Raw genomic sequence first — 25,039 nt, 5'->3', positions numbered from 1 at the left:
ACAACGCCGCCGGCGGTCCCGTCGTTTCACTCATGCAAGTTTTCAAGCGTTTCAAACACCGCGCCACGTCGCGCCGATGACAGCGCGCGCGCTCGCTCCGCGCCGCCGCGCGGTTTTCTCGCTCTCTAGCGCGACGTCCGCCCGCCGACGCTGACCGAGCCGCCGAGCTTGACGCAGGTCGAGGAGCCCTCGACCATCACGAAGCCGGGACCGAATTCGGCGCAGGGGTTGGTCTTGGCGGCACGGGGAATCGGCCGCGGCGGATCGCGCGACGGCGGCACGGTGGCGGCCGGCTGTTCCGCAAAGGCTGCGAGCGGCAGCACCGCGACGATCAGAACTGCGATGATCAATCTCATCGGTCTTGATAACTCAGCCGGCGCGCGGTGGCCAGCGTCACGCAAGCCCGCGCCGAGCCGCCGGCCTCTCGCCGGTCGACCGGGCGGCGCTGATCGGCATGCGACGGCCGCCAAATGAAAGCGGGCTCCGACTGAGAATCGAAGCCCGCAGAAACTCTCCAGCCAAGGAGAAAATGAAGTAATTATGTTGCGATGACCTCCTTTACGATTTTAGGGTGTCGCGAGCTTGTCGCCGATGCTCGTGAACTTGAGACTCAGATTGCTGCCGATGGTGTTGACAGCGCTAATGATGGCGAGGGCGATGCCGGCGGCGATCAGACCGTATTCGATCGCGGTGGCGCCCGACTCGTCCTTCAGAAATTTCATGACGATATGATTCATGTGGCTCTCCTGTTAGTTCAGTTGTTGTGCCCGCGCGGTGAGTGTTTCCGTCAACGCCGCGACCTTGCCGGGGAAAACTTAACTCGGGTTGAATCTGGTTGCCGAACAACCTGTACTACAGGTGCAAAAATACCAGTTAGTACAAGATTCTTTGAAAAATGTGTCGGGGCGTGTCCAGCGTGTAGTAACTGAAACATCAGACAAACACAGGCGGCGGGCTTACTGGTCGGTCATGTCGCCTGGCGCGACACGCGTGATACAAAATGCTCTCGCGACAAGGTGTCGCACATCGATGATTTGACAACTACGCATTTACCACGGGTTCGCGCGGTCGATGACGTGATTGTCGACGCGCGATGACAAAGCGGGGCAAGCGGCGGAATCCGGGCGCTTGCGGAAGAAACGTCTATCGGACTTCGCGACTGCCGCCGCAGCTTGCTCGCGGCGGCTTGCTAGGGGCAGCCGGTTTGACCGCGGCTTGCTCGGACGGTGTTGCGAGCGCTGTCCGACGCGGGACCTCATAGCCGAGGCGCCATCGCGGCACGGCCGCGGGGGCGCAGGCGCTGCCGCGCCGACCCGGCACCGCGCCGAGACCCGGCGAGGATGTCGGCGCTCGCCGAGATCGCCGCGACGGCGGGCGACGGCGGGGAGGGCTGCGACGGCGATCCGGCCTGCGGACTTTGCGCCATCCTCCGGCGGCCGTCGCAAGCCCGGCTGCGCGTTCGGCCGTCCCGCGCGCCCGGCCGCCGCGGCCCGTCCTCGTGCGCCGGCGCGCGGCGCGGCAACGATTTGTTTGAACTTGCCGCCTATGGCTTGCGGCGTCGCCCTGATGCCGCCGGAGCCCGCCTTGAACGAGACCCTGATTTCGACCTGTCAGATGTTCCTGGTGCCGCTGACCATCCTATTTGCCGCGGTGGGCGTCGCCAATTCCCGCTTCGTCAAGCTGTTGGTCTGCCTGCTCGGGGTCGGCATCGCCGCGCTGTGGATCTGGCGGGTGTGGCTGTGGACCGGGCTATCGCTGATCGACAGGCGCACCGGCATCGGGCTGGCCGGCGGCTTTGCGCTGTGCTGGGTGCTGACCTTGCTGGCGCAGATCAAGAGCAGCTTTCAGCGCTAGGTAGTGTGGACACTTATCGCATCCATAAGATGATGGCCGCGAGAGTGACGACGGCGCGGTAGTTTCGGGCGGTCTTTTCGAAGCGGGTTGCGACGCGGCGGAATTGCTTGAGCTTTGAGAAGCAGCATTCCACGAGATGGCGCTGAGCATAGAGATGCTTGTCGAGCGGATATTTGAGCGCACGTGACGGGTTGTTGGGGATGACGGCGAGCGCGCCCTTGACGGCGATGGCCTGGCGCAGGTGATCGGCATCGTAGGCGGTATCGGCCATAACGACCTCGGCGGGCAATCCCTCGATCAATTGGCGGCGCGCGGCGTGCAAGTCTCGCACAATGCGGTGTGGACGTTCCTGCGCCGCGAGGGGCTGCGGTTTAAAAAAACGCTGTTCGCCATTGAGCAGGGCCGTGCCGACATGGCGCGGCGCCGGCGCCGTGGGCACGCCTTGCAGGCTCGCCTCGATCCATAACGCCTGGTGTCCATCGACGAGACCTGGATCAAGACCAACATGGCCCCGCTGCGCGGCTGGGGACCAAAAGGCGAGCGGCTGCGCGGCTTCGCGCCGCATGGCCACTGGCGCACGCTGACTTCCTCGGCGCGTTGCGCTGCGATAGGCTGACCGCGCCTTGCGTGTTCGACGGCCCGATCAACGGCGACAGCTTCCGCGCCTATGTCGAGCAGCAACTCGTGCCGGTGCTGAAGCCAGGTGACATCGTCGTCATGGACAATCTCGGCAGCCACAAATCGGCGGCGGTGCGACGCCTCATCACCGCCGCCGGCGCCCGGCTGTGGTGCCTGCCGCCGTACTCGCCGGATCTCAATCCGATCGAGCAGGCATTTGCCAAGATCAAGCACTGGATGCGTGTCGTCCAGAAGCGCACCATCGACGATACATGGCGGCCCATCGGCCATCTCGTCGGCACCTTCGAATCGCACGAATGCAGCAACTACTTCGCCAACGCAGGATACGCTTCGATCAAAACGTGAAACGCTCTAATCGTCGTACCAAGCATCTTGCGAAGATCTCGAAGAGCCGAGCGTTCGGGCGTGGGGCTGAACCCAAAGAGTTATTTGAGTTCATTGACACTTTTTTCGCGTAGCAACGTAAAGTCTGTAATCGCAAGCTAGTGAATAGCGGTAGTTGTTGAAGGATTCTTCAATACGGCGGAGAGAATGCGAAATCCTTCACTGATCGCGGCGTCGGTCTTTTCGGTGCTGCTAACGCTAGCCCGCAGAAATTGGACGGTGCGGTCACGGTCCACGGCGAATGCCTCCGCAGGCGCAACGAGACAGTTCTTCTGCCTTAACTCGCTTGCAATCTCTGAGGCGCGCCAAGGGCTTGGAACTTCGATCCAGAAGTGCGGACTCCTTGGATGGGTTTTGACGACGAAGCCGTCCAGAAGCGGTTGAACGAGGGTTTTGCGTCGAACGATTTCCTCGATCTGGTCTTCGAGGAAGCGCAGCGCGCTGCCGTCCTCGATCCAGAGACTGACCATCTCGAAGGCCAGAGGGTTCGCCATCCAGCAATTGGTTCGCACCATGGTGCCGATGCGTCCGACCAATGGCAACGGCGCATGGACGTAGCCGACCCTCAGCCCGGCCGCGATCGCCTTTGACAGACTTGAAATCAGAATGCTTCGTTCCGGTACGAAATGTCCGATATGCGGGTGACGATCCTTGACCAAGACGCCGTGCGCGTCATCTTCGATGACCAATAGATTATGCGCGCGACAAAGCCGGGCGATCTCTGCGCGCCGTTCCAGGCCAAGCACCGCCGTGGTGGGGTTCTGCAGCGTCGGCGTGCAGAACAGCGCTCTGACCGTTGCAGTCCGGCAGACTGCATCGAGCGATTTCGGGATCAGTCCTTCGTCATCCATCTTGAGGCCGACCAGATTGATGCCAAGAATTCGGCAGGCCGATATCAATCCCGGATAGGTGAACTGTTCGGTGACCAGGGTGTCACCACGTTCGAGCAGCGCCATGAGCACGCAGAACAAGCCGTGCTGGCCGCCGTTGACGCAGACGATCTGTTCGGCGTTGGCGTCGGAATGATGGTTGCTGAGCCACCGGGCTCCCGCCGCGCGGTGGCGATTCAATCCAAGCTCCGGCCCATATTGCAGCAGTTCTTCGAGAGCCTCCGGCTGCAGCGCCAGACGCCGCAACGTTTCGCTGACCGATGTCAGCATGCGGCCGGGGATCGCCGTATTCCGACTGAGGTCGTAGCGACCCGGTTCGCCGCCCCCGTAAGGCTTGAAGTCGGTTTCCTTGCGCTTCTTCTTTGCCAATTCCAGCACGAAGGTGCCGTCGCCCACGCGGGACGAAATCAGCCCGATCTTCCGCAATTCGCCGTAAGCCCTACTAATCGTTCCTGCCGTCACGCCCAGGAGCGCAGCCAGGTCGCGGTGAGCCGGTAACTTCTCGCCGGTCCGTAACCCGCGGCTCAGGATTAGTGCCTCGAGCCGTCGCGCCAGCCGCCGGTACTTTGGTCCCGTGCCTTCGTGCAACGCGCTGCGAAGGATTGAAACGGTGTCATTATTCAAATTGACAGCCATTTTGTATTTCGTACCATCTCTTAAAAGGTGCAATTTTCTAAATTGCATCCATTCAATGAACGTTAAATGCGGCGGCGACGCCCATGCTGATCAGGCACGGCGATGACAACATTGAGCGCGGCAAGAGAGCGATGGCATTCCTCCTGGGGCTCCGCAGCCGTAACGACCATGCTGTTTCTGATCGTCTGCCTGAGTTGGGGGACCACCTGGCTCGGCATCAAGATCGCGGTCGAAACCGTTCCGCCGATCACATCGGCGGGGCTGCGCTTTCTCATCGCCTTCCCGTTGTTTCTGAGTTTCGCATGGTTGCGCGGCGATCCTATTCTTTTCCCCAAAGGCATGTCGTCGTTCTTCATCTTCGTCACGCTCTTTTACTTCTGCGTTCCGTATTGGCTGTTGAACTACGGCGAACAATACGTCTCGTCCGGGCTGACTGCACTGATATTCAGTACGATGCCTGTCTTCATTCTGGTGCTGTCGGCGTTCCTGCTTGAGGAACGCGTGCTCGTCTCGCAATTGATAGGGATGACCGTCGGCTGCATAGGACTTGCGCTGATTATCAATTCTCAAGGCGAGCAGTTAGACTACACGAGATTTCTGGGCGTGCTCGCCATTCTGGTCGCAGCCGGTATGCACGCCTTGGCATATGTAATTACGAAACGCGTGGGTGGCAACATCGGCGTCGTCACCTTCAATGCGCTCCCAATCGCCATTGCCGGTGTCTTCATGACCGCCGCCGGCGTGGTGATCGAGCACCCGCATCTGACGGCGATTTCGTCCCGTTCCTTGCTCGCCTTGATGTATCTTGGGCTGGTGGCCTCGGTCGGCGGCTTCATCGTGTACTTCTTCCTGCTTAAACGGATGAGTCCGATCATTCTGTCGTTCGTCTTCATCATCTTCCCGGTATTCGCTGTGGTGATCGGCGCCTGGTACGAAGGATTGCCGATGGCTTCCGACTTTCTGTTGAATATGGCGGTCGTGCTGGGAGGCTTTGCAGTCACAAAATTTCCGATTGAGCCGCTGCTGCGAAAGGCAACAAAAGGGACGCGCCATGACCGCGCTGAATGACATGGCAACGCTGAATGAAGCGACCCTGGCGCTCATCGTCAGGCATGCGGAGCAGGCATACCCCAAGGAATGCTGCGGCTTTGTCTACGCTGACGGCGAGGTCCGCGCGTGCGTCAACATCCAAGACGACCTGAAGTCAATCGATCCCGCACGCTACCGCCGCGGGGCGACGGCCGGCTATACTCTGTCGGTTGCCGACACTCTAGCCCTGAACCGGAGCTTCGAGACCGCAAATCCGGCGTCAGTGATCTATCACTCGCATCCCGACGTTGGCGCGTATTTTAGTCAGGAGGACAGCGACAAGGCGCTCTTCCTCGGAACGCCGGTTTACCCCGTCGACTATCTGGTGATCGACGTCCGCCGAGCAAAAGCACTGGAAGCCAAGCTTTTCGTGTGGCGGAACGCCGGTTTTTTCTGCGCCAGAGTGTTTCCCATTGATCAGTCCTATCGTGAGGCCCATGCAAGGAGACGTCGATGATCCGCGTTAAATTCCCTGACGCGGTTGCCCGCGTTGCAAGTCTGCCATGCTCCGAACTCGGCGGGGATGGCGAGACTCTCAAGGCGGCAATCGAGAATATCTGTGAGGAGCACGGCCCGCTCCAACAACATCTGTTTTATGCCAACGGCAATCTCAAAGAACATTTTCTTTTGACTTGTCGGGGCGAGGTGATCCGGCTGGATCAGAAATTGCCGGACAATTCCCATGTGGAGATCATGCTTGCAACCTCGGGTGGGAGCGGTGGCGGGCTCAGCAACGAGGAGGTGAGGCGCTATGCTCGCCACATCACGCTGCCCGGAGTCGGACGCGAAGGCCAGGCGAAATTGAAGAACGCTAAGGCGCTGATCATCGGCACCGGCGGGTTAGGTTCACCGATCAGCCTCTACCTCGCCGCGGCAGGCGTCGGCGTGATCGGACTGGTTGATTTCGATGTCGTGGAGATGAGCAACTTGCAGCGGCAGGTCGTGCACGGCACAAACACCATCGGGATGCCGAAAGTCAATTCGGCCAAGGCGCGGCTAAACGAGCTCAACCCTGCGATCACGGTCGAGACTTACGACACAGCCTTCAGCGTTGAAAATGCCCTCGACCTGGTCGGCCGATATGACGTCGTGCTCGACGGAAGCGACAATTTCAACTGTCGCTATATCGTCAACGATGCCTGCGCGATCCTGAAAAGGCCGCTGGTCTATGGCGCGATCTATCGGTTCGAGGGCCAGGTTAGCGTATTCAACCACGACGGCGGGCCGTGTTACCGCTGTCTTTTCCCGCAACGCCCGCCCACCGAATTGTCGCCGAGTTGCAATGCCGGTGGCGTCTTCGGCGTGCTGCCGGGTGTGATCGGGGCGATCCAAGCGACCGAGGCGGTCAAGCTGATTTTGGGGCTTGGCCATTCGCTCTCGGGTCGGCTGGTGCGCTACGACGCCCTGGAAATGAAGTTTGACGAGATTCGGTTTTCCAACAGGGCGAACTGCCCGGATTGCGGCAGCCGGCGCAGTCAGATGCATCCGCCGGATCGATCCGTGGATAGCATGCTCGCGGCGCCTCGTGCGGCCGAACTACCGCAGGCAATGTTCATCTCGCCGACAGAGCTGGCCGAGAACCTCGATCGATATGTGCTGCTCGATGTGCGCGATCCGAACGAACTCGAGATCTGTGCTATCCCGGGGTCCCTGAACGTCCCGCTGGCCGATTTGGTGAGCCGCTTCGACGAACTGCCGCGCGATCGCGCGCATTGCATCATCTGTCATTCCGGAGCGCGGGCAAAGTCGGCCGCGGCGAAGTTTATCGATGCCGGAGTTTGCGATTTCCGTATCCTGGAAGGCGGCATCAAGCGTTGGGTGAGGGACGTCGAACCGACGATGCCGATCTACTGACTATGTTGTGGATGGGGACTAAGGGGCATGATCAATGACAGCGTTCTCGATCTCATCGGTAACACGCCGGTCGTGCGTCTCTGCGCGCTGTCGAAGGAACTCGGAATCGATGCTCTGATCAAGCTCGAATCGTTCAACCCCGGCGGCAGCCACAAGGTCCGTGTGGCCAAGGCGATGATCGAGGATGCCGAAGCCCGCGGCATCCTGACGCGCGGCAGCGGACAGACCATCATCGAACCCAGCGGCGGCAATACCGGCATCGGGTTGGCGTTGGTTGGCTGCCAGCTCGGCTACAAGCTGATTCTCGTGATCCCGGACAATTATAGCCAGGAGAAGCAAGAATTGTTGCGCCTACATGGCGCGGATGTCGTTCTGTCCGATAGTCGTCGCGGCAACAATTCGCACGGCGAGATGGCCATGGAAATACAGCTGATGCATCCGGAATACGTGCTGCTCAACCAGCAACGCAATCCGGCCAATCCCGAGGTGCATCGCCGGACGACGGCACGGGAAATCCTGGCTGACTTCGGCGAGCAACGGATCGACGTATTTGTCGGCGGGATTGGGACCGGCGGCCACATCACCGGCATCTCGGAGACGCTGAAAGCACGCTGGCCGGAGATGAAAGCCTACGGAGTAGAGCCCGAGCAATGCGATCTATTGAACGATCGCCACGCTCCGCACGACATCCAGGGCTTGTCGGTCGGGATCGTTCCAGCCGTGCTCAACCTCGGCATTCTTGACGGCGTGATCAAGGTCGCGAAAGCCGACTGCATCGAAATGGCGAAGACGACCCTGCGTCGGGAGTCCATCAGCCTCGGCATTTCGTCGGCCGCTAATTTGGTGGCGATCAGCAAGATCGCGGAGGATTTGGACCGCGGATCCACGGTTCTCACTTTGTCATACGACACGATAGACTCGTATCTTTCGTATTTTCGCTAGAGGAGCAGTGCCTCATGACGCCAGATGGTCGTTTGAACCTCGATATTCACGCCTCCATTCGTGAGCATCTCGCCGTCAGTCTAAGCTCGCGTGAGCTCGGCGCACTTCTGCCATTCTTGGCCGACATCCTGATCAAGGATGGTGCGCTGCTGCAGGGAGATCTGCTGGCCTTTGCCCATCGCGATCCGGCCTCGAACGGCAATACCAGACTGATCTTAGAGAGCTACGTCTCTTTTGAAGCGGTGCTGTATTTCCGGGTGGCGAGCAGGCTGTGGCGGATGGACGGACTCGACCGCTCGCTCAGAGAGGTGATGGCTCATAAATTGACCGGGGCGGGCAAGGCAGCGTCCGGTGCCGACATTCATCCGGCTGCGCAGATTGGCGAGTGCTTCGTTTTGGATCACGGGTACGGCACCGTGATCGGTGAAACCTGCATCATCGGAAGCGGTTGCTACATCTTGAACGGAGTGGTGCTCGGCTCCAGTGGGATCGCCGACAATCCTGCAGGACTCCGCCGCCACCCCCGGATCGGCAACAACGTTCAGATTGGAGCCAATGTCAGGGTGTTTGGTGCCGTCGAGATCGGCGACAACGTATTCCTCAGCCCCTGCTGCGTGGTGACGCGGAATATTCCGTCCAACAGCCGCGTTACCATCGTCAATCAGCTGCAGGTTGCCCGACCGTCCGGCGTGCGTCGCGACAATTGCGTGAGCGCCTACGCACAGGACGACCGACTGCACCTGGTGGGCACGAATGCGATGGAATTCTCGGTTTCGATTGTCGATTCGGACTTCATGCCGGCTGATTGGCTATCGCTGCAAAAGTTGCAGGCCTCGCGAGATCACGTGCAATACCCCGTCAGCGGTCGATCGATGGTCCCCCTCGGCGTTAGGCGGCCGCTCAATTTGGAGCTGAGCTCGCCGAAGGAAACGTCGTTTCTGATTGAACCGCCCGGCTTGGCCGCTTTGGCCGAGAACGCGTCATTGGCATCCCAACAGGTGAGTTTGGTGTCATGAATTTCCACGACCTGCGAACCAGCGATCTGTTCGACGACGCGCCTTACCTGCGGGAGTTCTCGGCAAACGTGCTGGCTGCAACTGAGACCGCATTGGCGCTTGATCGCACGTGTTTCTATCCGCAGGGCGGTGGCCAGCCCGGCGATACCGGTCAGATCTTCGCCGCTGACCGGGTGCTCAAAGTCACCAACACGTACCGCGATCGGGACAATCCAGCACTGATCTGGCACGACTGCGAGCCGGGGCCGGACGGCCTGATGCAGGGCGAGCCGGTACAGGGCGTGATCGATTGGGAACGACGCTATGGCCATATGCGGATGCACACTTGCCTTCATCTTCTGTGCAGCCTGATCGACGCGCCGGTCACCGGGTGCAGTATCGCAGCCGACAAGGGACGGCTGGATTTCGACTTGCCGGAAATGACGCTGGATAAGGACGAGATCTCCCGCAGGCTCAATGAGCTCATTGAAGTTGATCATCCGGTGAGGCGGGTGCGGGCAACCGAAAATCTCGAACAGGTCATGCGGCTGACACGGACCAAATCAATCGAGGCGCCGGTGCGGGATGGCAAGATCAATCTTGTGCAGATCGCCGATGTCGATCTGCAGCCATGCGGCGGAACCCACGTTGCTAGCTCCAGGGAGATTGGCCGCGTGGTTTGCGCGAAGATCGAGAAGAAGAGCCGGCATAATCGCCGGGTCAGTATCCGGTTCACGTGATGCTCGACACCAGAGGGAGCGGCGCCACGAGAGGCTGTGCGCGGGTAGGTCGGGGCCCGGTCGGATGCGGAGTCGCAATGCTCGTCTAAATGCGCCAAGGGCAGCGGGCACACCGATGATCGCCCTCGCCCGGCCAACGATCCTGCGACCTTAGAGATCAACGGCATTCGCTAGCAAGCGTCGGTGGCGGTTGCGAGCTAACGCCCGCAGTTCATCGAAGGGCGACAAGGCGAGGCGCGTTTCGCCGAGGAGACGCCGGCGCCAGGGATGTGGTATCGGAGGTCGCGCGACGGTACGGACCATTGCCGCAACAGTTGGCCACGTCGCGGCGCCAAATGCCGACGCGCCGCTTCTCGCGGGACGCTCCCTATCGCCCGTCGGGTCGCAGCGGACGCTGGCCGTAATCCGGTCTGAGTCCCCGCGAAGGCCCGCCAGCTTCAGTGCAACAATTGACCGAGCCATGTTCGCAAGCTGCGCATGGCAGGCGGTCGTTCGGTCGGCAGATATTCAGAACCCGGGAGCGGCAGCGGATCGCGCTTCATCTCCGACACTAGTTGCGCGTGACCATCGCCTCGTCCGGGGCCGTCCGATCCCGGATCGGACGAAGCAGGCGGCGAATACCTCGACCGCACCGAAAATCCCTCAGGAAATTGCGCAGGTACGGGGTCGCAGCCGGTAGTCCGTTTCGATCTGGGATTGCGTTCGGCCAACCGGCCGAGCGGACATTGCAAGGCGCCAAACGCCCCCAGGCCGAAATGCGCCGGGATCTTGCCGATGTCGAATGTCGAACCCCAGTCGAACTCGGCGGGCTTGTTGGTTCGAGACTTCGCGGAACTGACAATCGCCGGACGGCCGGGATCGACCGGCGCCACGGCCGAGGTCTGGTTCGGGCTCGCCGCCGGTCCGGCGACGGTTGGTACCGCAGAGACCGCGCCAAATCCTGATGAGGAAGCGTCGTCGACGATGATCGAGACCTCCATCGCAACCTCGTCGATCAGAAGGAACGGGGGCGGCTTCAACAGCACGACGACAGCCACCCCCGCAGCATGCGCCAGCACGGACAGGGTGATCGCCAGCCGCTTCCACGCAGCGGCGGTGCGATCAGCCTCCCAGGCTCCCACCTCCATCATCGGCGCAAGCCGTGCCGACAGAGCTCCGGTGGTTGGATCGGTCATCACCGCCGCTGCGGTTCGGTGTTGAGGGACCGGAGGCACCACTCGCGACCCAATTGTGTTCAGCGTGAAGCTCTTATGAATTGCCGCAAATTTTGTCTGCCTGATGAACCGCCGACGTGATGAGTTATTGGTCTCAGCGTGCGTTGGCATGATGCGAAGCGGTGACGTAGACCGGCCACGCTGTCGCATCGTCGATGCGTAGCTGGCTGAGGCGACGAGATGCGACGGTCGGATGGCGTAGCAGCTAATCGCAGTGCATCATGCTGGATCGCCGCGAATGATCGTCGGTGCAGACTTGCGATCGACGTAGCGCGCAACGAGACGCATTAATTCACATCAATGACCAATGCGATCATCAATGCAATTGAAAGTTGCAACGGTGGCGACTTCTTTCCACGTCGCTATGTCCAGCTGATCAGCAGACCCCTGCGAACCGCTTGGTAACGACATTCGAGACGGGCATGCATCGATCCGACGAATGTCTGAGAAAATCTTTGGTGGGCGCTTGTTTAGGGATCGAGCCATCCGGTCGCGGTCGCGGCACCGTTGGTTAGTTCGCGCAAACTCACTGTGGACTGCAGGAAAACAACGGGGCCGGCCGGCAAGGCGGTGCTCACTGGTGTTGGCGGTCCGTCAGGCCGGCGCGCGAACCACGTCGCCGCGCGGGCGTATGGAATGCAGACATATGGAATGCGGCGGCGATCGCTGCCCTTGCCGTTGGCCTCCGCAGCATGGCTGACGGTGTAGGGCGGAGCGCCAAGATGACGAGTGGTTTGATCCTATGGTGTCTGGAGAAGATCCGCGTTGCGGCCACGGCCGACGATCTCCATCACGTACTTCGCCATATCTGCGAGGCCTATCAAGTGGCGCATGCGGTGTTCCATGCCACCGATACGCCAGCGGTAAGGGCGGAGCGACCGCTGCTGATTCTGACTTACCCGGCTGAATGGGTCGAGACCTACACCCGGCGTGATTACTTCAAGATCGACCCCGTCGTTGCCATCGGGCGCGCCGGATTTCTCTCGCTCGATCGGTCCACGATCGACCAGAAGACCGCGTCGTCCGCGAAATTCTTTCGCGAGGCCGATGAGTTCGGCGTCGGGCGGCACGGCCTGACGACGACCGTCCGTGGACCGAGCGAAGAGCGCTCCCTCTTCACCGTGACGTCGAACGCCAATGCCGTCCAGTGGACCCGGCAGCGCGATGCCTGCATCCGTGAGTTTCAGATCATCGCCAATCATTTCCATCAGCGGGCGGTGATCAGCACAGGTCTGCGCGGGGGGTACAGGCCGCTGCCGCTATCGAAGCGCGAGAAGCAGTGTATCGAGCTGCTCGCCAAGGGATTCCTCCCGAAGCAGATTGCTGCTCTGCTGGATCTCTCCGAAAGTGCGATCCGCCTCTATCTCTGTTCGGCGCGCCGCAAGCTTCAGGCGTCGACGACCAGCCAGGCGATAGCGCTCACCCTTTCGCTTGAACTGATCACGGCGTGAGCCCGCCCAGCGCCGGCCGATCATCCGGGACCGGCCGATTAGACAGCGCATCGCCCCGGGCGAGCTGTGCCTTGCGGACCCGTTGCTGGAGGTCGTGGGACACCTGCGGGCTGACCATCCATCGCCCAGCATAGAGATGTCCGACCTCCGCCCGAGATCGCGCCAGCACGACCGGCGACCATCCGATGCGGCGATAGACCCTGCTCATCGCGGCATCGTAGACGCCGACAATGCGGTCGATCCGGGAGCGCAGCGCCAGGTCGCAGAACCCTGCGAGAAGTTCGACCGCGACGGCAAGCTCGGCGATCACAGAATCCAGCAACTCTGCCGCGAGAAGTGAGGCGTTTGCATCCTGCGCGAAGCGCGCGGGCTTCACGCGGATGGTTGCATCGAGCTTGCGACCGGGCGCCATCTCCTCGCGGATGGCCGCCAGCGGCTGCGGATAGTGCCCAGCTCGGTACGTCAGCTGAATCCGGATCAGCGTCTTCTGACTGGCAAGGCTCCGTGGCAGGTGTTCGAGATCGCGAAGCGCTCGGCCAAGCCGCCCCTCCCGTATCCAGCGATCCCACCGGCCGACGTGTTGCGCCAGAACGATTTCGGGATCCTCGTCTCTACTTCCAGCCAGGACGCCGCAATGGTCAATCGATGTCAGTGGGCTCGAAAGCTCGTCCCGGCTCGGCGAGAGCTCGTTGGCGTCGAGTGCGACATAAAGCTTCCTTTCACGCGCGAGTTCCGTCGCTGCGGACGCGAGTGCGTGTAGCTGTGGCACCCAGAAGTCCTGGTGCAGAAGGGGGTGATTCGGCACCGGACGGACGTGCGGCTGGACCATCTCGTCGCAAAGCCGGCCGCTTTGGTGATTATAATAGCGGTCCTTTCGTCCTGCTCGCCGACGAGATCAAGCACAGACGAGATTATTAGGTCCGCGGCAGCGACCAGCCCGAGAGGCTTTGGCAACGCCGTCTGCTCCTCTGACGAGAACGCGCGCCCGGCCAAAAGAGTGATAGGGCAACCATTGCGTTGCCGGCCTCCGCGCTTGCGGCCCGGGTGTCCGTCCCGGGCGGCACGATGATCACGAACCGTCTGACCGCCCGCCTGCCGCTCTCGTCGACCCGTCCCATGAGAGCTGCCACCAGAATACCGGCGCGCTCTCCCGGGGTGAAGATTTCAAGCGTCAAGATATCGCTGCCACCGAAGATCCGAGAATTCCTGGCAAAAGAGTCGGCGAACGCGCGGGCGAGATCGGCGCGGTCGCCCAAGACATCGCCGTCAGCCGCGTTGGTGTCATAATCGGGCAGGGGCAAGTTTCCTTCGGGAAGCGCCACATCCGGAATGACTCTTTCCTGTTCTTCCGACATGAGGTTGCCATATCTTGTGCCCGTTCTTGCGGAACCGACGTGAGACAATTCAGCTCACTTCGATATCTTCACGACCTGTCTGACCGCAAGTGAGCTGACAGGTGGGTTGCTGCGAATCTGAAGACCGCGGGCGGTATGCTTCAGATACGGACGACAACACGTCGGTGCCACAATGAATTCGACAGAACGACCGGCCGCGGCCCTGATCACACCGTGAGAACGACGCGCTTGACGGAGGCAATGAGTCGAACAGCTTCGAGGCATCGCTTTGAAAGGCCTTTATACGTTCGAATTGCACTTAAACTCTTCGTCAATCTCGACAAGTCATTGAAACTGCAAAGAATGCAACCGCCCTCCGAGCGCACCACACCTCAACCTCCCTTTTTTGACGTGACGTAGCTTTGACGTGAAGTGGGCCCTTGACGTGTCGTGGGCCCCGGTCGGCCGAGACGGCGTCGCCCGACGGCGCCGATCCGGCGCTGCCGAGCGCCGTTGGCGCTGCCACAGGTTTGCCGCAAGATTTTTGAGGCACGGCGGCTGCGGGTTCGGAGCGGCAAAATCGTCACGAAAACGCGCTATGGATCGTTGACAGCCGGGTCGCTCCGGGGACAAACGGTCCGGCCCGCATAACGAATATTTCATGCGAATGGCGAAGATTGCAGCGTGGTCCGGCGAGCTGCAGCGCGGTTGCAGATCGCGGGCGACGCCGTGCAAAACTTCACCGGCGGTGACGTCGATCGCCGGCGTTTCAACGATTGTCCTGATCCATGGTCTTTCTCAGCTATCTGAACCGCTTCATCTCCAACTTCGTGCTGTTGGCCGTCGCCTATTACAGCCTGAACGCGATGGACAAGTATCAGCAGCGCGCGATCCTGGCGTTTCTGATTCTGGTCTATGTCGCGATGCGCGCGATCTCGGCGCTGCGGTCGTTCAATTTCTTCCATCGCATCGAACGACTGGAGAAGGAAGCCCGCCGGCTCGGTGGTCTGCTCGGGCTCGGTCCCGAGGAATCGCTGGTTCGCCGGCGAATCATCACCGACGTTTCGACCATCCGGCGCAGCGGCGAGATGAAGTCCTATATCGACCTGATGTTCCTGCTGCTGATCGTGCTGATCTGCGTGGCGAAGATCGTCACCGACTGACGCTTATTGCAGCGTCGGGTCGGCCCGCCGCGATTGGCCAGTGAATTCGCTGGGATGCGAAGGCAACGCCAGCCGTCGCTGCAGCCCGCCGCCGCCCAGCCGATTGAGCCGCATCAATGCGTCGGCTTCCAAAGGCGTAGCCGGCGCGGTCTGTTCGGCGTGGCGCGCCATCGCGGTCAGCGCCGTGATGTCGGCATGCACGCTTTCCGGAATCTGGAACACCTCGCGGGCCGGCACCGGCATGTCGGTGGCGGCACCCGCCGGCTGCGCCCATTGCCGCGGCCACGGCGCGGCCTCCGGCAGCGGCACGGCGCCGCGCGCCAGACGGCGCGGCCGGCCGCGATCCGGCACCACGACGCGGCCGTCGTGCATATCGGACTCCGACAGCATCGGAGCCGGCAGCATCTGCGCATTGGCAAACACGAAGTTCGGAATCTTCGGCCAATGCGAGGTCGCCACCGTCTCGGTGATTGGATGCAAGCGCCATTGCCCGGGCTCGGTCGGGGTGGCCGGCCGCTGCGGCGTCGCCGGCACCACCTGGACGATCCGATAACCGCGGGCCCTCAGCTCCTGCAGGATATGCGGCAGCGCGTCGACAGTGCGCGGCTGGATGTCGTGCAGCAACAGGATGCCCTTGCCCTTGGCCTCGAGCCGGCTCATCGCCAGGTTATAGACCTGCGCGGATGAAATGTGCCGCCAGTCGTCGGCCGGAAAATCCGCGCTCCAGGTCTGGATGCCTTGCGAGGCGAGATAGTCCTCCACCGCGGTGGCGCGCAGCAGCCCCGGGATCCGGAAGAACGGCGCCAGAGCCTTGTCGTCACCGAGCGCTGCGGTGGCCGAGGCGATGCCGGCGTCGACCTCCTGCTTGGCCTGCTCGATCGACATCCGGTTCATGCTCAGCGGATGGTTCTGGCTGTGGGTGCCGATGGTGTGGCCGGCGTCGCGCAGCTTGCGGACGCCCTGCGGATGCTCCTGCGCCATCCGGCCGACCACGAAGAACGTCGCCTTGACGCATTGCGCGGCCAGAATCGCCAGGATCTGGTCGCTGTGCCGCGGGATCGGGCCGTCGTCGAAGGTCAGCACCACCTCGTGGTCCTGCAGCGGCAGTGTTTCGGCATATTGCATGGTGCCGATGCGCTGATGTTCGCGCGGATCGACCACCAGCGTGCGGGAGGTGCCGAGGGCGTCGGGATTGCCCGGACAGTCGCCGGCCGATGCCGGATGTGACGCGAAGCAGGCGGTCGCCGCCGCAAGGCCGAAGCACAACGTCGCCCAATGTCGGGCCCGCCGGCCGACCGTTCCTTTACCCGACATCAAACACCGCAATCCGTGACCCGCCGTCTTGTGCCGAAACTTACAAGCGGCGCCATGAACGGGGCCTTAACCAATGATTTTCGCACGGAATTGTGTGCGGCATCTTGGCAAAGCCACGACCCGGCGCCGCTCCGGCGCTCAATGCGTGACGTTGGCTTCCGGCGCCTTCGCCACGACGTGGACCACGCGATAGTGGTTCTCGCGCAGATAGCGCAGGAAATCGGGCAGCATCGCGGCGGTCTGCGCCCGCGGGTCGTGAAACAGGATGATGCCCTTGCGGTTGGCTTCGAGCCGCTCGGTGATCAGGGCGAGCTGTTCCTGCGGCGTCATCCGGTTCCAGTCGCTGGCCCAGAAATCCGCGCCAAACACCACGATGCCGCGCGCCTGCAGCCGTTCGAGCAACGCTGGCGTGGAGTCGAAGTAGGGGAAGCGGAAGAACGGCGTGGTCGGCACCGTGCTCGCCTTGCCGTGCAGCACGGTTTCCAGCGCGGTGATGCCGCGGTCGATTTCCTCGGCGGCCTGCTCCGGCGGCAGGTTCTTCAGGTTCTTATGCGACCAGGTGTGGGTGCCGATGCTGTGGCCCGCGGCCGCCACCCGGCGCACCAGGGTGGGCAGCGCCGTGACCCCGGTGCCGACCATGAAGAAGGTGGCCTGAACGCATTCGTGAGCCAACGCTGCCAACACCTGCGGGGTGGTCTGCGCCGGGCCGTCGTCGAAGGTCAGCACCACCTCCTTGTCCTCAAGCGGCAGCGTGTCCGGAAAGCTCTTCAGTCCGACTCGCGGCGTGCTCGCCGCATCGACGCTGAGCACCCGCGCGGTGCCGAGCGTGCCGTCGCGCGGGCAGTCGGCGGCCTTTGCCGGCGTCATGCCAGCGAGCAGGGCGGCAAGGACGATCACTCGTGACGCGGTCATGACGGACTCCGGAGCTGTTTCTCGATCCCGGTTGTACATTTTTCATTGCGCTTTGCATGGCCTATTGGCTATTGCCTCAAACACTCTTGGGCGATCGGCCGGATCTGCGACCGTCGTCCGACGGCGTGCAGGATCCGCAACCAAACAACATGGCGAGGTGCGGCATGGCCGACAATGCTGATGATGGCCGCGCCGCCGCCGACGTGTTGCTGGAGCGGCTGCCGATGCGCGATGAGGACGGCGATATCCGTCCGGAATTCGTCGACGAAATTTCCCGCGCGATCGCCGCCAAGGACGACGGATTTCTGCGCGAAATCGTCGCCGAACTGCACGAGGCCGATCTCGGCGATCTGATCGAGGCGCTGGAGACCGATGAGCGTGTCAGCCTGGTCGAATTGACCGGCGCCGATTTCGACTTCTCCGCACTCAATGAAGTCGACGACGCGGTTCGCGAAGAGATCCTCGAGGAGCTCGAGCCGCAGACCGTCGCCGAGGGCGTCCGCGAGTTGGAGTCCGACGACGCCGTCGAGCTGCTGGAAGCGCTCGACGAGGAGGACCAGGACGAAATTCTCGAAAAGCTGCCGCCCTCGGAGCGCGATGCTCTGGAGCGCCGGCTGGACTATCCGGAAAACTCCGCCGGCCGGCGGATGCAGACCGAGTTCATCGCGGTGCCGCCGGATTGGAGCGTCGGCCAGGCGATCGATCACATGCGGGACTCGCCGGATCTGCCGGAGCGGTTCTACGAGATCTACGCCGTCGACGGCGCCCAGCATTGGCAGGGCGCGGTGCCGCTCGATGCGCTGCTGCGCTCCGGCCGGGAGGTGGCGTTGGCCGATCTGGTCGACGAGGATCGCCGCAAGGTCTCGGTGCTCGACGACCAGGCGGAGGTGGCGCGGCTGTTCGGCAAGTACAATCTGGTCGCAGCCCCGGTGGTCGACGTCGACAACCGTCTGGTCGGCGTGATCACCATCGACGACGTGGTCGACGTCATCGAGGAAGAGGCCGAGGAAGACATCAAGGCGCTGGGCGGTGTCGCCCGCGACGAAGAATTGTCCGACAACGTCTGGACCATCGCCCGCGGCCGCTTCAACTGGCTGCTGGTCAATCTCGCCACCGCGTTTCTGGCCTCGTCGGTGCTCGGCCTGTTCGAAGGGCAATTGGAAAAGATGGTGGCGCTGGCGGTGCTGGCGCCGATCGTGGCGAGCCAGGGCGGCAACGCCGCGACCCAGACCATGACGGTCGCGGTGCGCGCGCTGGCGACCCGTGAACTCGGCGCCAGCAACGCTTACCGCATCGTGATGCGCGAAGGCCTGGTCGGTCTGGTCAACGGCATCGCCTTTGCGGTGATCACCGGCATCGGCGCGGTGGCCTGGTTCAAGATCCCGGGGCTCGGCATCGTGATCGGGCTCGCCATGCTGTGCAACCTGGTGGCCGGCGCGCTCGGCGGCATCCTGATTCCGATGGTGCTGGAGCGATTCCGCGCCGACCCGGCGGTGGCGTCCGGCACCTTCGTCACCACCATCACCGACGTGGTCGGGTTCTTCGCGTTCCTCGGCATCGCGACGTTGTGGTTCGGGCTGAGTTAGCGCCTCGACCCTTCATCGGGCATTAAGGTCGATCGCCGATAATCAATCGACGGCCCCGCCACATGGCGGCGCAGGCGGCGGTACGGACGGGCGAGATGCAATTTGTTGAAGCCCACGGCGCAAAGATTCCGGTGCTCGGCCTTGGGACTTGGGAGCTGAGCGGGCGGATCTGTTCACGCGTGGTCGAGCAGGCGCTGCGGCTCGGCTATCGCCATATCGACACCGCGCAGATCTATGAGAACGAACGCGAGGTCGGCGAAGGCCTGCGCGCCTCCGGAGTGCGCCGCGACGACGTGTTCGTCACCACCAAGGTCTGGACCACGCATTTCGCGCCGCACGATCTGTTGCGCTCGACCAAGGACAGCCTCTCCAGGCTGCGGCTGTCCGAGGTCGACCTGTTGTTGCTGCACTGGCCGAACCCGCACGTGCCGCTGGCAGAGACGCTGGGCGGGCTGGCCCATGTCAAGGAGCTGGGGCTGGCGCAGCACATCGGGGTGTCGAATTTCACCGTGGCCCTGATCGAACAGGCGGTGGCGCAGTGTCCGCAGCCTCTGGTGTGCAATCAGGTCGAGTACCACCCGTATCTCGACCAGCACAAGGTCATCAACGCCTGCATCGATCTCGGCATCGCCGTGGTGGCCTACAGCCCGATCGCCAAGGGCCGCGCCAAGAATGCCGAGACGCTGACCCGGATCGGCGCCACCTACGGCAAGACCGCAGCCCAGGTCTGCCTGCGCTGGATCGTGCAGCAGGACGTCGTGGCGATCCCGCGGACCTCGAAGGTCGAACGGTTGTCGGAGAACATCGGGATCTTCGATTTCGAACTGACCGACCAGGAGATGCGCGCCATCTTCGCGATGGCGACCCCAAAGGGGCGGCTCACCGATTTCGGCTTTGCGCCGAAATGGGATTGAGCGGCTTGCTTCGGCCGCGGGCGCCCGATCGCAGCCGGATCGGCTGAGCGATGTTCTTCCTGGCCTCGAAGGTTGTCGGATTTTTCGCGGTGCCCTCGAACGCGATGCTGATGATCTGCGTGCTCGGCGCCGTGCTGTTGCCAACCCGCTGGCGCCGCGGCGGCCTGCGCCTGTTGGCGCTGGGCTTGACGCTGCTGCTGATCGCCGGGTGGTCGCCGCTCGGCAATGTGCTGCTGCTGTCCCTGACCGAACGGTTTCCGGCTTGGCAGTTCGACGGCCGCGCGCCGGACGGCGTGATCATTCTCGGCGGCGCCATCGATGCCGAGGCCTCCACCGCGCGCAACGCGCTGGAGCTCGACGGTTCTGCGGAACGGATCGTGGCGATGCTGCAACTGGCGCGGCAATTCCCGGGCGCGCGGATGGTGTTCAGCGGCGGCAGCGCCAACCTGGTGCAGGCGCCGGTGCCGGAGGCGCCGATCGCCGGAGCGCTGCTGCAAAGCTTCGGGGTCGCGGCGGAGCGCATCGTGCTGGAAGATCGCTCGCGGACCACGGCGGAGAACGCCACCTTCACCCGCGACCTGGTGGCGCCGAAGCCGGGCGAGCGCTGGCTGCTGGTGACCTCGGCGTATCATATGCCGCGATCGATCGCCGCGTTCCGTGCGGTCGGCTTCGAGGTCGAGGCCTATCCGGTGGATTGGCGCACCCGCGGTTGGGTCGACGCCGCGATGCCGTTCGATCGGCTCAGCGCCGGGCTGGCCCGTACCGACGTCGCGGTGCACGAATGGGTCGGCCTGATCGCCTATCGGCTGGCCGGGCGCAGCACGCAGCTGGTGCCCGGGCCGCGGCGATAAACGCGACCGTTGCCGGCACTCAATCGTGGCGCGGCAGGCCGAGCCGATAGACGCCGCGGAAATCGTTCGGATCGGCCGGCTTGCCCTTGCGGTAGATCACCAGCCGGCCGGCCAGCGCCAGCGCCACCGCGCTGCGCCGGATCGGCATCAACAACCCGTGCCAGTCGCCGCCGGGCGCCAGCGCATGGGCGATTTCCGGCGCGCTCAGCGTGCCGCTGCCGGCGTTCGCCAGAACTTGCAGAATGCCATCGTCGAGCGACGGGGCGGGCGAGGGCGTCGAATCTTGCACGGTCATGAGCCTGCAGTGACGCATCGCGCGCCGCGCCGCAAGTCTGCCGTTGGTTGTCGCGGCGCGGCTTGGGTTGTCGTGGCGCGGCTTGATCGGCTGCGGCGGCGCGTGCAGATTGCGCGCCGCAAGGAGACTGGCGATGGCGCTTATTCTGGTGATCGGCAACAAGAACTATTCGTCGTGGTCGATGCGGCCATGGCTCGCTTTGAAGGCGACCGGCATCGCCTTCGACGAGGTGGCGATTCCGCTCTACACCGGCGCCGCCGACAAGCAGCGGATTCTCGACTTCAGTCCCGCCGGCAAGGTGCCGGTGCTGGTCGACGGCGACATCACGGTGTGGGATTCGCTGGCGATCATCGAATACGCCGCCGAGCGCTTCCCCGAGGCCAGGCTGTGGCCCGAGGATCGCGGCAGCCGCGCCCATGCGAGGTCGGTGTCGGCGGAGATGCATTCCGGCTTCCAGGCGCTGCGCAACGAATGCGGCATGAACCTGCACCGTCCGGTCCGAGCCAAGCCGCTATCGGCGGCGGCTCTGGCCGACATCGCGCGGATCCAGGCGATCTGGTCGGAGTGCCGGCAGCGCTACGGCGAAATCGGCCCGTATCTGTTCGGCGGCTTCAGCGCTGCGGATGCGGTGTATGCCCCGGTGGTGCATCGCTTTCTGAGCTATGCGATCGACGGCTCCGAGGAGGTGCGGGCCTATATCGCGGCGATGACCGCGCTGCCGGCATTTCGGCAGTGGACCGACGCCGGTCTGGCCGAAACCCTGGTGATCGAGAAGTTCGAGCAGGACTGCGGTGGTTAACGATTGTTAAACGGGTCGCCCGGGCGAGCTGCGAGCGGCTCGCAGTGACCGGCTTGCCGCGGAATCGCCGATGGCCCCATAAAGAACGCCCATCATACTGAAATGGCTGCAAATTCCGAACGTTTGCCATGCCTGTATGCAACTGGCCAAAATGCCCTCCTGCGTGCTATATGCAACCCAAGCTTTCGGCCGGGACTGCCGCGGGGCTGGGGCAAGCCGGCGTTTCTCGTTGCGTAATGGAGAGGGTCGTTGAAGCATAAGTTTATCGTTGGAGAGAATGTGTATTTTACCGCCAGCAATGTGGCCCGTCCGGCCGCCAGCGGCATTTACGAGGTGATCCGGTTGCTGCCCACCGAGGGCGACGACTTCCAGTACCGGATCAAGAGTTCGACCGAAGCCTTTGAGCGGGTCGCCAAGGAAAGCCAACTCGAGGTCTGCTGATCTCGCTGTCATCTCACTCAATACCGTCTCGACTCAGGACCATCGGCCGCATTCTTCACCAGGATGCGGCCGGTCTTGTATGGGAGTGTCGCGGCTCGGCTGTGGGCAAACCGGGTTCGCCAAAACTTGCGCATAATTCAGCTGCAAGACCGGACTTCGTCACGACGACGCGCAGGGGACAACGCGGATGAATTGGGCTTGGGCAAATTCGATCGAGCAGCTGTGGCGCCAGCCCAGCTTTCCGATCTGGCTGACGATCGCGGCCGCCGGACTTTTCGCGGTCATCCTGTTCGTCGCGGTGCTGCGCGCGGAAAAATCGGTGGCCAATGGGGCGCTGGCGGTGATCGCGCTGCTGGCGATCGCAACCGCGGCGGCGGCCATCATCCGCGGCCCCGGCGAGGGCGGTTCACGGCTGGCGAGTTCGGCCCCGGCGTTTGACGCCGCGGTGCCGGCCCTGGCCTGCCTTGACGAACTGGCCGGCGAAGCCGTGCTCGCCGGCTGCGAGAAACAGCTGTTCAGCTCGCCCGATACGATTGCCGCGGCGGTTGCCGCCACCGCGGGCCGGATCGCGCGGCTCACCGCCTTCGGCGACGTCGCGCCCGCCAGCAAGCCGATGCCCGCCGAGCTGGAGCGGTTGCGGCGTTCGGTGGAGCGCGACCGCTACGGTCTGGTGGCCTATGTGCTGATGGCGCGCGATCATTGCCAGGCCAATGATTGCGCGGCCTATCGGTCGTTGTCCGACCACAGCCAGATTGCGGCCAATATGGACGAGCGGGTCTATGAGGGGCTGGTGCTGCGCTACGCCGCGGCCTGGAACATGCCGGCGCCGGCGACGGCGACAACCGCCGTGGTGACCGCGCTGCCGCAGTCGGTGCCGACCGGCAAGCCGACCACCGCGGATTTCCCGAACTCGGCCTCGATCCCGCCGGTCACCATCATGACGGCGGAGCCGACCACGTCGGCGCGAGCGGCGCCGGCCGGCAATGCCGCAAACCCCGCATCGGGGGCCACCCAGGCGGCGGCACGCCCGGCGCAGCCGGCGGCGAAGAAGCCCGCCGCGCCGAAACCGCGCGCGCCGGCGCCGGTTCAGCTTGCGCCGGCGCCGCAGGAGCCGGCGTCCGCCGGCGCCGACCAGTAGCCATCGGTCCGGTTCCGGAGTATTCGCTGCGCCCATGCCGCTTCATCTCATCAAGCTCGCCGTCGGCTGTGAATCGGTGAAGGACCTGTCCGGCCGGGTCGCCGAGCGCGCCAAGCTCGCCAAGGCGCAGGGGCTGCCGCGCCACCACATCCACGTCACCCGGATGACGCCGAAGCGCGACGCCGAATTGCTCGACGGCGGTTCGATCTATTGGGTGATCCGCGGCGAGATCGCGGCGCGCGAGAAGATCGTGGCGATCGAGCCGTTTCGCGATCACGACGGCATCGCCCGCTGCCGGCTGATCATGCAGCCCAAGGTGATCGCGGTGGCGCCGCGGCCGATGCGCCCGTTCCAGGGCTGGCGCTACCTGACCGAGGTGCCCCCCGACCTCGGCAGCGCGGCCGCCAGCATCGCGGCGATGCCGGAGCCGATGCGCCGCGAATTGCGCGAACTCGGGCTGTTGTAGTCACGGGCGTTCGATCCCCGGCAGGCGGCCGATCTGGTCGATCAAGAATTCGATCAGCAGCCGAACCCGCGCGATGCCTGCGCGCTCCGGGACGATCAGCATGCTCAGCGGCATCGTCGGCACCGTAAAGTCCGGCAGGATCTCCTCGAGCCGACCCGCCGCCAATAGATCATCGACCAGCCAGCGATGGGCCGGGGCGATGCCGCGGCCTGCGACCAGCGCCTCGCGCACCGCGAGGCCATGATCGACCACGAAGCGTCCGCCGAACGGCACCTCAGAGCGCTCGCCGCCGGGTCCTTGCCCGGCCAGCGTCTCGCTTCCGGCCACGTTCGACATCCGAATGCCCTGATGGGCTGACAAATCCTGCGGGTTCGAGGGGCGGCCGTGCGCCGCGAGATAGTCGGGAGACGCCACCAGCAGACGCCGGCTGTGGCCGAGCGTCCGCAGCTTCATCGAGCTGTCGGTGAGCGGCGCCAGACGAACCGCGATGTCGATACCCTCGCGCACCAGATCGACCCGCTGGTCGGACAGGTTGAGATCGATCCCGATGTCCGGATAGCGGTCCTGAAACGCGAAGACCAGCCGGGTGAGGTGCAACACGCCGAAACCGGCGGTGCAGGAGATCCGGATGGTGCCGGCGGCGGCGCCCCGCGTGCCGCGCACCTCGTCGCCGGCCTGCTCGACCAGACGCAGGATCTGCAGGCTGTCGGCGTAATAGCGGCTGCCTTCGGCGGTCATCGTGACGCGCCGCGTGGTCCGGCTCAGCAGCGGCACGCCGACGGCCTGTTCGAGTTCGCGCAATTGCCGCGTCACCGTCGACTGCCCGACGCCGAGTTCGCGCGCCACCGCAGACAGATTGCCACGCTCGGCGACGCGGACGAAGGTTCGCATCCGCTCCAAGGTGACGTCAGATTTATCCATTATTCGGAACAATCCTATGCATTGTCGAGATATAGCGCGAGGTGCCGCGGCCGACTAGTTGTGAGCTTTCAATAGGTTGTCCATCCGATCCGGACCGAGGAGACTGAGGTTGCGAAGCTTCAGGCATCCAAGGAGGACCGGATGAACATCCACAAGAATGCCCGTTTGACGCCGATTGGTCGAGAGCGGTTGGTGCAGGCGGTGTTGAGCGGGCAGA

The 25,039-nt window shown here is 63.4% G+C and carries 26 protein-coding genes and 2 pseudogenes; 17 read left to right on the top strand and 11 right to left on the bottom strand.

The annotated features are described in order from the left end of the window. Positions 1 to 125 precede the first annotated feature (125 nt). Together VGC77_RS17355 and VGC77_RS17350 are read right to left on the bottom strand one after the other, a co-directional pair. On the bottom strand, positions 126 to 350 hold the full coding sequence (locus tag VGC77_RS17355; RefSeq protein ID WP_414709691.1) for a hypothetical protein: 225 nt from the start codon (positions 348 to 350) through the stop codon (positions 126 to 128). A gap of 216 nt (positions 351 to 566) precedes the next feature. Beyond that, positions 567 to 737, bottom strand: a complete 171-nt coding sequence (locus tag VGC77_RS17350) for a Flp family type IVb pilin (protein ID WP_331172814.1) — start codon at positions 735 to 737, stop codon at positions 567 to 569. Between the two features lie 847 nt (positions 738 to 1,584). Between VGC77_RS17350 and VGC77_RS17345 the strand changes: the two genes are divergently transcribed. Continuing rightward, positions 1,585 to 1,854: a hypothetical protein gene (locus VGC77_RS17345; RefSeq protein ID WP_331172813.1), complete on the top strand. Its 270-nt coding sequence runs from the start codon at positions 1,585 to 1,587 to the stop codon at positions 1,852 to 1,854. Between the two features lie 13 nt (positions 1,855 to 1,867). On the opposite strand, the pseudogene VGC77_RS17340 reads toward VGC77_RS17345, so the two are convergent. Continuing rightward, positions 1,868 to 2,155 (bottom strand): annotated as a pseudogene (locus tag VGC77_RS17340) (transposase); the annotation flags it as partial. On the opposite strand from VGC77_RS17340, the pseudogene VGC77_RS17335 reads away from it, so the two are divergent. Then, positions 2,150 to 2,838: pseudogene (locus VGC77_RS17335) on the top strand (IS630 family transposase); the annotation flags it as partial. The pseudogenes VGC77_RS17340 and VGC77_RS17335 sit on opposite strands and share 6 nt — an antisense overlap. A gap of 137 nt (positions 2,839 to 2,975) precedes the next feature. On the opposite strand, the gene VGC77_RS17330 reads toward VGC77_RS17335, so the two are convergent. Next, a complete protein-coding gene (locus VGC77_RS17330; protein WP_331172812.1) occupies positions 2,976 to 4,403 on the bottom strand; it encodes a PLP-dependent aminotransferase family protein in 1,428 nt (475 codons plus the stop codon). A 102-nt stretch (positions 4,404 to 4,505) separates the two neighbouring features. On the opposite strand from VGC77_RS17330, the gene VGC77_RS17325 reads away from it, so the two are divergent. Genes VGC77_RS17325 through VGC77_RS17300 form a run of 6 tightly spaced genes read left to right on the top strand, consistent with a single transcriptional unit; the run spans position 4,506 to position 10,023 of the window. Next, the gene (locus VGC77_RS17325) at positions 4,506 to 5,471 is read left to right on the top strand and encodes a DMT family transporter (RefSeq protein WP_331172811.1); all 966 of its coding nucleotides are present in this window, start codon (positions 4,506 to 4,508) and stop codon (positions 5,469 to 5,471) included. Next, on the top strand, positions 5,455 to 5,949 hold the full coding sequence (locus VGC77_RS17320; RefSeq protein ID WP_331172810.1) for a Mov34/MPN/PAD-1 family protein: 495 nt from the start codon (positions 5,455 to 5,457) through the stop codon (positions 5,947 to 5,949). The genes VGC77_RS17325 and VGC77_RS17320 overlap by 17 nt, the downstream gene beginning before the upstream one ends. Continuing rightward, a complete protein-coding gene (gene moeB / locus VGC77_RS17315; RefSeq protein ID WP_331172809.1) occupies positions 5,946 to 7,346 on the top strand; it encodes a molybdopterin-synthase adenylyltransferase MoeB in 1,401 nt (466 codons plus the stop codon). Before VGC77_RS17320 ends, moeB begins: the two co-directional genes overlap by 4 nt. A gap of 27 nt (positions 7,347 to 7,373) precedes the next feature. Next, entirely contained in the window at positions 7,374 to 8,288 is a 915-nt protein-coding gene (locus VGC77_RS17310) for a cysteine synthase family protein (RefSeq protein WP_331172808.1), read from the top strand. Positions 8,289 to 8,302: 14 nt separating this feature from the next. Then, positions 8,303 to 9,304, top strand: a complete 1,002-nt coding sequence (locus VGC77_RS17305; RefSeq protein ID WP_331172807.1) for a serine O-acetyltransferase — start codon at positions 8,303 to 8,305, stop codon at positions 9,302 to 9,304. Next, positions 9,301 to 10,023, top strand: coding sequence for an alanyl-tRNA editing protein (locus VGC77_RS17300; protein WP_331172806.1), 723 nt, complete (start codon positions 9,301 to 9,303; stop codon positions 10,021 to 10,023). Before VGC77_RS17305 ends, VGC77_RS17300 begins: the two co-directional genes overlap by 4 nt. Positions 10,024 to 10,460: 437 nt before the next feature. On the opposite strand, the gene VGC77_RS17295 is transcribed toward VGC77_RS17300, so the two are convergent. After that, the gene (locus VGC77_RS17295; protein ID WP_331172805.1) at positions 10,461 to 11,198 is read right to left on the bottom strand and encodes a hypothetical protein; all 738 of its coding nucleotides are present in this window, start codon (positions 11,196 to 11,198) and stop codon (positions 10,461 to 10,463) included. 761 nt (positions 11,199 to 11,959) lie between these two features. On the opposite strand from VGC77_RS17295, the gene VGC77_RS17290 reads away from it, so the two are divergent. Beyond that, positions 11,960 to 12,688, top strand: a complete 729-nt coding sequence (locus tag VGC77_RS17290) for a LuxR family transcriptional regulator (protein ID WP_331172804.1) — start codon at positions 11,960 to 11,962, stop codon at positions 12,686 to 12,688. Here the strand turns inward: VGC77_RS17290 and VGC77_RS17285 are convergent. Together VGC77_RS17285 and VGC77_RS17280 are read right to left on the bottom strand one after the other, a co-directional pair. Further along, positions 12,678 to 13,517 carry a hypothetical protein gene (locus tag VGC77_RS17285; RefSeq protein WP_331172803.1) on the bottom strand — a complete coding sequence of 280 codons (840 nt, stop codon included), beginning with the start codon at positions 13,515 to 13,517 and terminating at the stop codon, positions 12,678 to 12,680. The two genes, VGC77_RS17290 and VGC77_RS17285, sit on opposite strands and share 11 nt — an antisense overlap. A gap of 85 nt (positions 13,518 to 13,602) precedes the next feature. Continuing rightward, positions 13,603 to 14,043: a hypothetical protein gene (locus tag VGC77_RS17280; protein WP_331172802.1), complete on the bottom strand. Its 441-nt coding sequence runs from the start codon at positions 14,041 to 14,043 to the stop codon at positions 13,603 to 13,605. Between the two features lie 767 nt (positions 14,044 to 14,810). Here VGC77_RS17280 and VGC77_RS17275 point away from each other — a divergent pair. Beyond that, entirely contained in the window at positions 14,811 to 15,185 is a 375-nt protein-coding gene (locus tag VGC77_RS17275) for a hypothetical protein (protein WP_331172801.1), read from the top strand. Positions 15,186 to 15,188: 3 nt separating this feature from the next. Here the strand turns inward: VGC77_RS17275 and VGC77_RS17270 are convergent, their stop codons facing one another. Together VGC77_RS17270 and VGC77_RS17265 are read right to left on the bottom strand one after the other, a co-directional pair. Further along, positions 15,189 to 16,499 carry a polysaccharide deacetylase family protein gene (locus tag VGC77_RS17270; RefSeq protein WP_331172800.1) on the bottom strand — a complete coding sequence of 437 codons (1,311 nt, stop codon included), beginning with the start codon at positions 16,497 to 16,499 and terminating at the stop codon, positions 15,189 to 15,191. 138 nt (positions 16,500 to 16,637) lie between these two features. After that, positions 16,638 to 17,411 carry a polysaccharide deacetylase family protein gene (locus tag VGC77_RS17265; RefSeq protein WP_331172799.1) on the bottom strand — a complete coding sequence of 258 codons (774 nt, stop codon included), beginning with the start codon at positions 17,409 to 17,411 and terminating at the stop codon, positions 16,638 to 16,640. 164 nt (positions 17,412 to 17,575) lie between these two features. Here VGC77_RS17265 and mgtE point away from each other — a divergent pair, with 164 nt between their 5' ends. From mgtE to VGC77_RS17250, 3 genes are all read left to right on the top strand, one after another. Next, positions 17,576 to 18,997 (top strand): magnesium transporter, encoded by a 1,422-nt coding sequence (mgtE, locus tag VGC77_RS17260; protein WP_331172798.1) that lies wholly within the window; start codon positions 17,576 to 17,578, stop codon positions 18,995 to 18,997. A 95-nt stretch (positions 18,998 to 19,092) separates the two neighbouring features. Beyond that, the gene (locus VGC77_RS17255; protein WP_331172797.1) at positions 19,093 to 19,911 is read left to right on the top strand and encodes an aldo/keto reductase; all 819 of its coding nucleotides are present in this window, start codon (positions 19,093 to 19,095) and stop codon (positions 19,909 to 19,911) included. Positions 19,912 to 19,961: 50 nt separating this feature from the next. Beyond that, positions 19,962 to 20,762: a YdcF family protein gene (locus VGC77_RS17250; protein ID WP_331172796.1), complete on the top strand. Its 801-nt coding sequence runs from the start codon at positions 19,962 to 19,964 to the stop codon at positions 20,760 to 20,762. Positions 20,763 to 20,781: 19 nt separating this feature from the next. Here VGC77_RS17250 and VGC77_RS17245 read toward each other — a convergent pair whose 3' ends face one another. Next, positions 20,782 to 21,057, bottom strand: a complete 276-nt coding sequence (locus VGC77_RS17245) for a DUF3253 domain-containing protein (RefSeq protein ID WP_331172795.1) — start codon at positions 21,055 to 21,057, stop codon at positions 20,782 to 20,784. Between the two features lie 133 nt (positions 21,058 to 21,190). Here VGC77_RS17245 and VGC77_RS17240 point away from each other — a divergent pair, with 133 nt between their 5' ends. The 4 genes from VGC77_RS17240 (at position 21,191) to VGC77_RS17225 (ending at position 23,901) form a co-directional block, all read left to right on the top strand. After that, the gene (locus tag VGC77_RS17240) at positions 21,191 to 21,856 is read left to right on the top strand and encodes a glutathione S-transferase family protein (protein ID WP_331172794.1); all 666 of its coding nucleotides are present in this window, start codon (positions 21,191 to 21,193) and stop codon (positions 21,854 to 21,856) included. Between the two features lie 249 nt (positions 21,857 to 22,105). Then, a complete protein-coding gene (locus VGC77_RS17235; RefSeq protein WP_331172793.1) occupies positions 22,106 to 22,297 on the top strand; it encodes a hypothetical protein in 192 nt (63 codons plus the stop codon). Between the two features lie 187 nt (positions 22,298 to 22,484). Continuing rightward, complete coding sequence (locus VGC77_RS17230) at positions 22,485 to 23,435, top strand: hypothetical protein (protein ID WP_331172792.1); 951 nt, start codon at positions 22,485 to 22,487, stop codon at positions 23,433 to 23,435. 34 nt (positions 23,436 to 23,469) lie between these two features. After that, positions 23,470 to 23,901 (top strand): DUF1489 domain-containing protein, encoded by a 432-nt coding sequence (locus VGC77_RS17225; protein WP_331172791.1) that lies wholly within the window; start codon positions 23,470 to 23,472, stop codon positions 23,899 to 23,901. Here VGC77_RS17225 and VGC77_RS17220 read toward each other — a convergent pair whose 3' ends face one another. After that, positions 23,902 to 24,822, bottom strand: coding sequence for a LysR family transcriptional regulator (locus VGC77_RS17220; RefSeq protein ID WP_331172790.1), 921 nt, complete (start codon positions 24,820 to 24,822; stop codon positions 23,902 to 23,904). It lies immediately after the preceding gene. Between the last annotated feature and the right edge of the window lie 217 nt (positions 24,823 to 25,039).

Source organism: Rhodopseudomonas sp. (assembly GCF_036404135.1).
In the GTDB taxonomy this organism is placed as follows: Bacteria; Pseudomonadota; Alphaproteobacteria; order Rhizobiales; family Xanthobacteraceae; genus Rhodopseudomonas_A.
The sequence above is the reverse complement of the archived record's forward strand: the minus strand, read 5'-3'. Positions and strand labels throughout refer to the sequence as shown.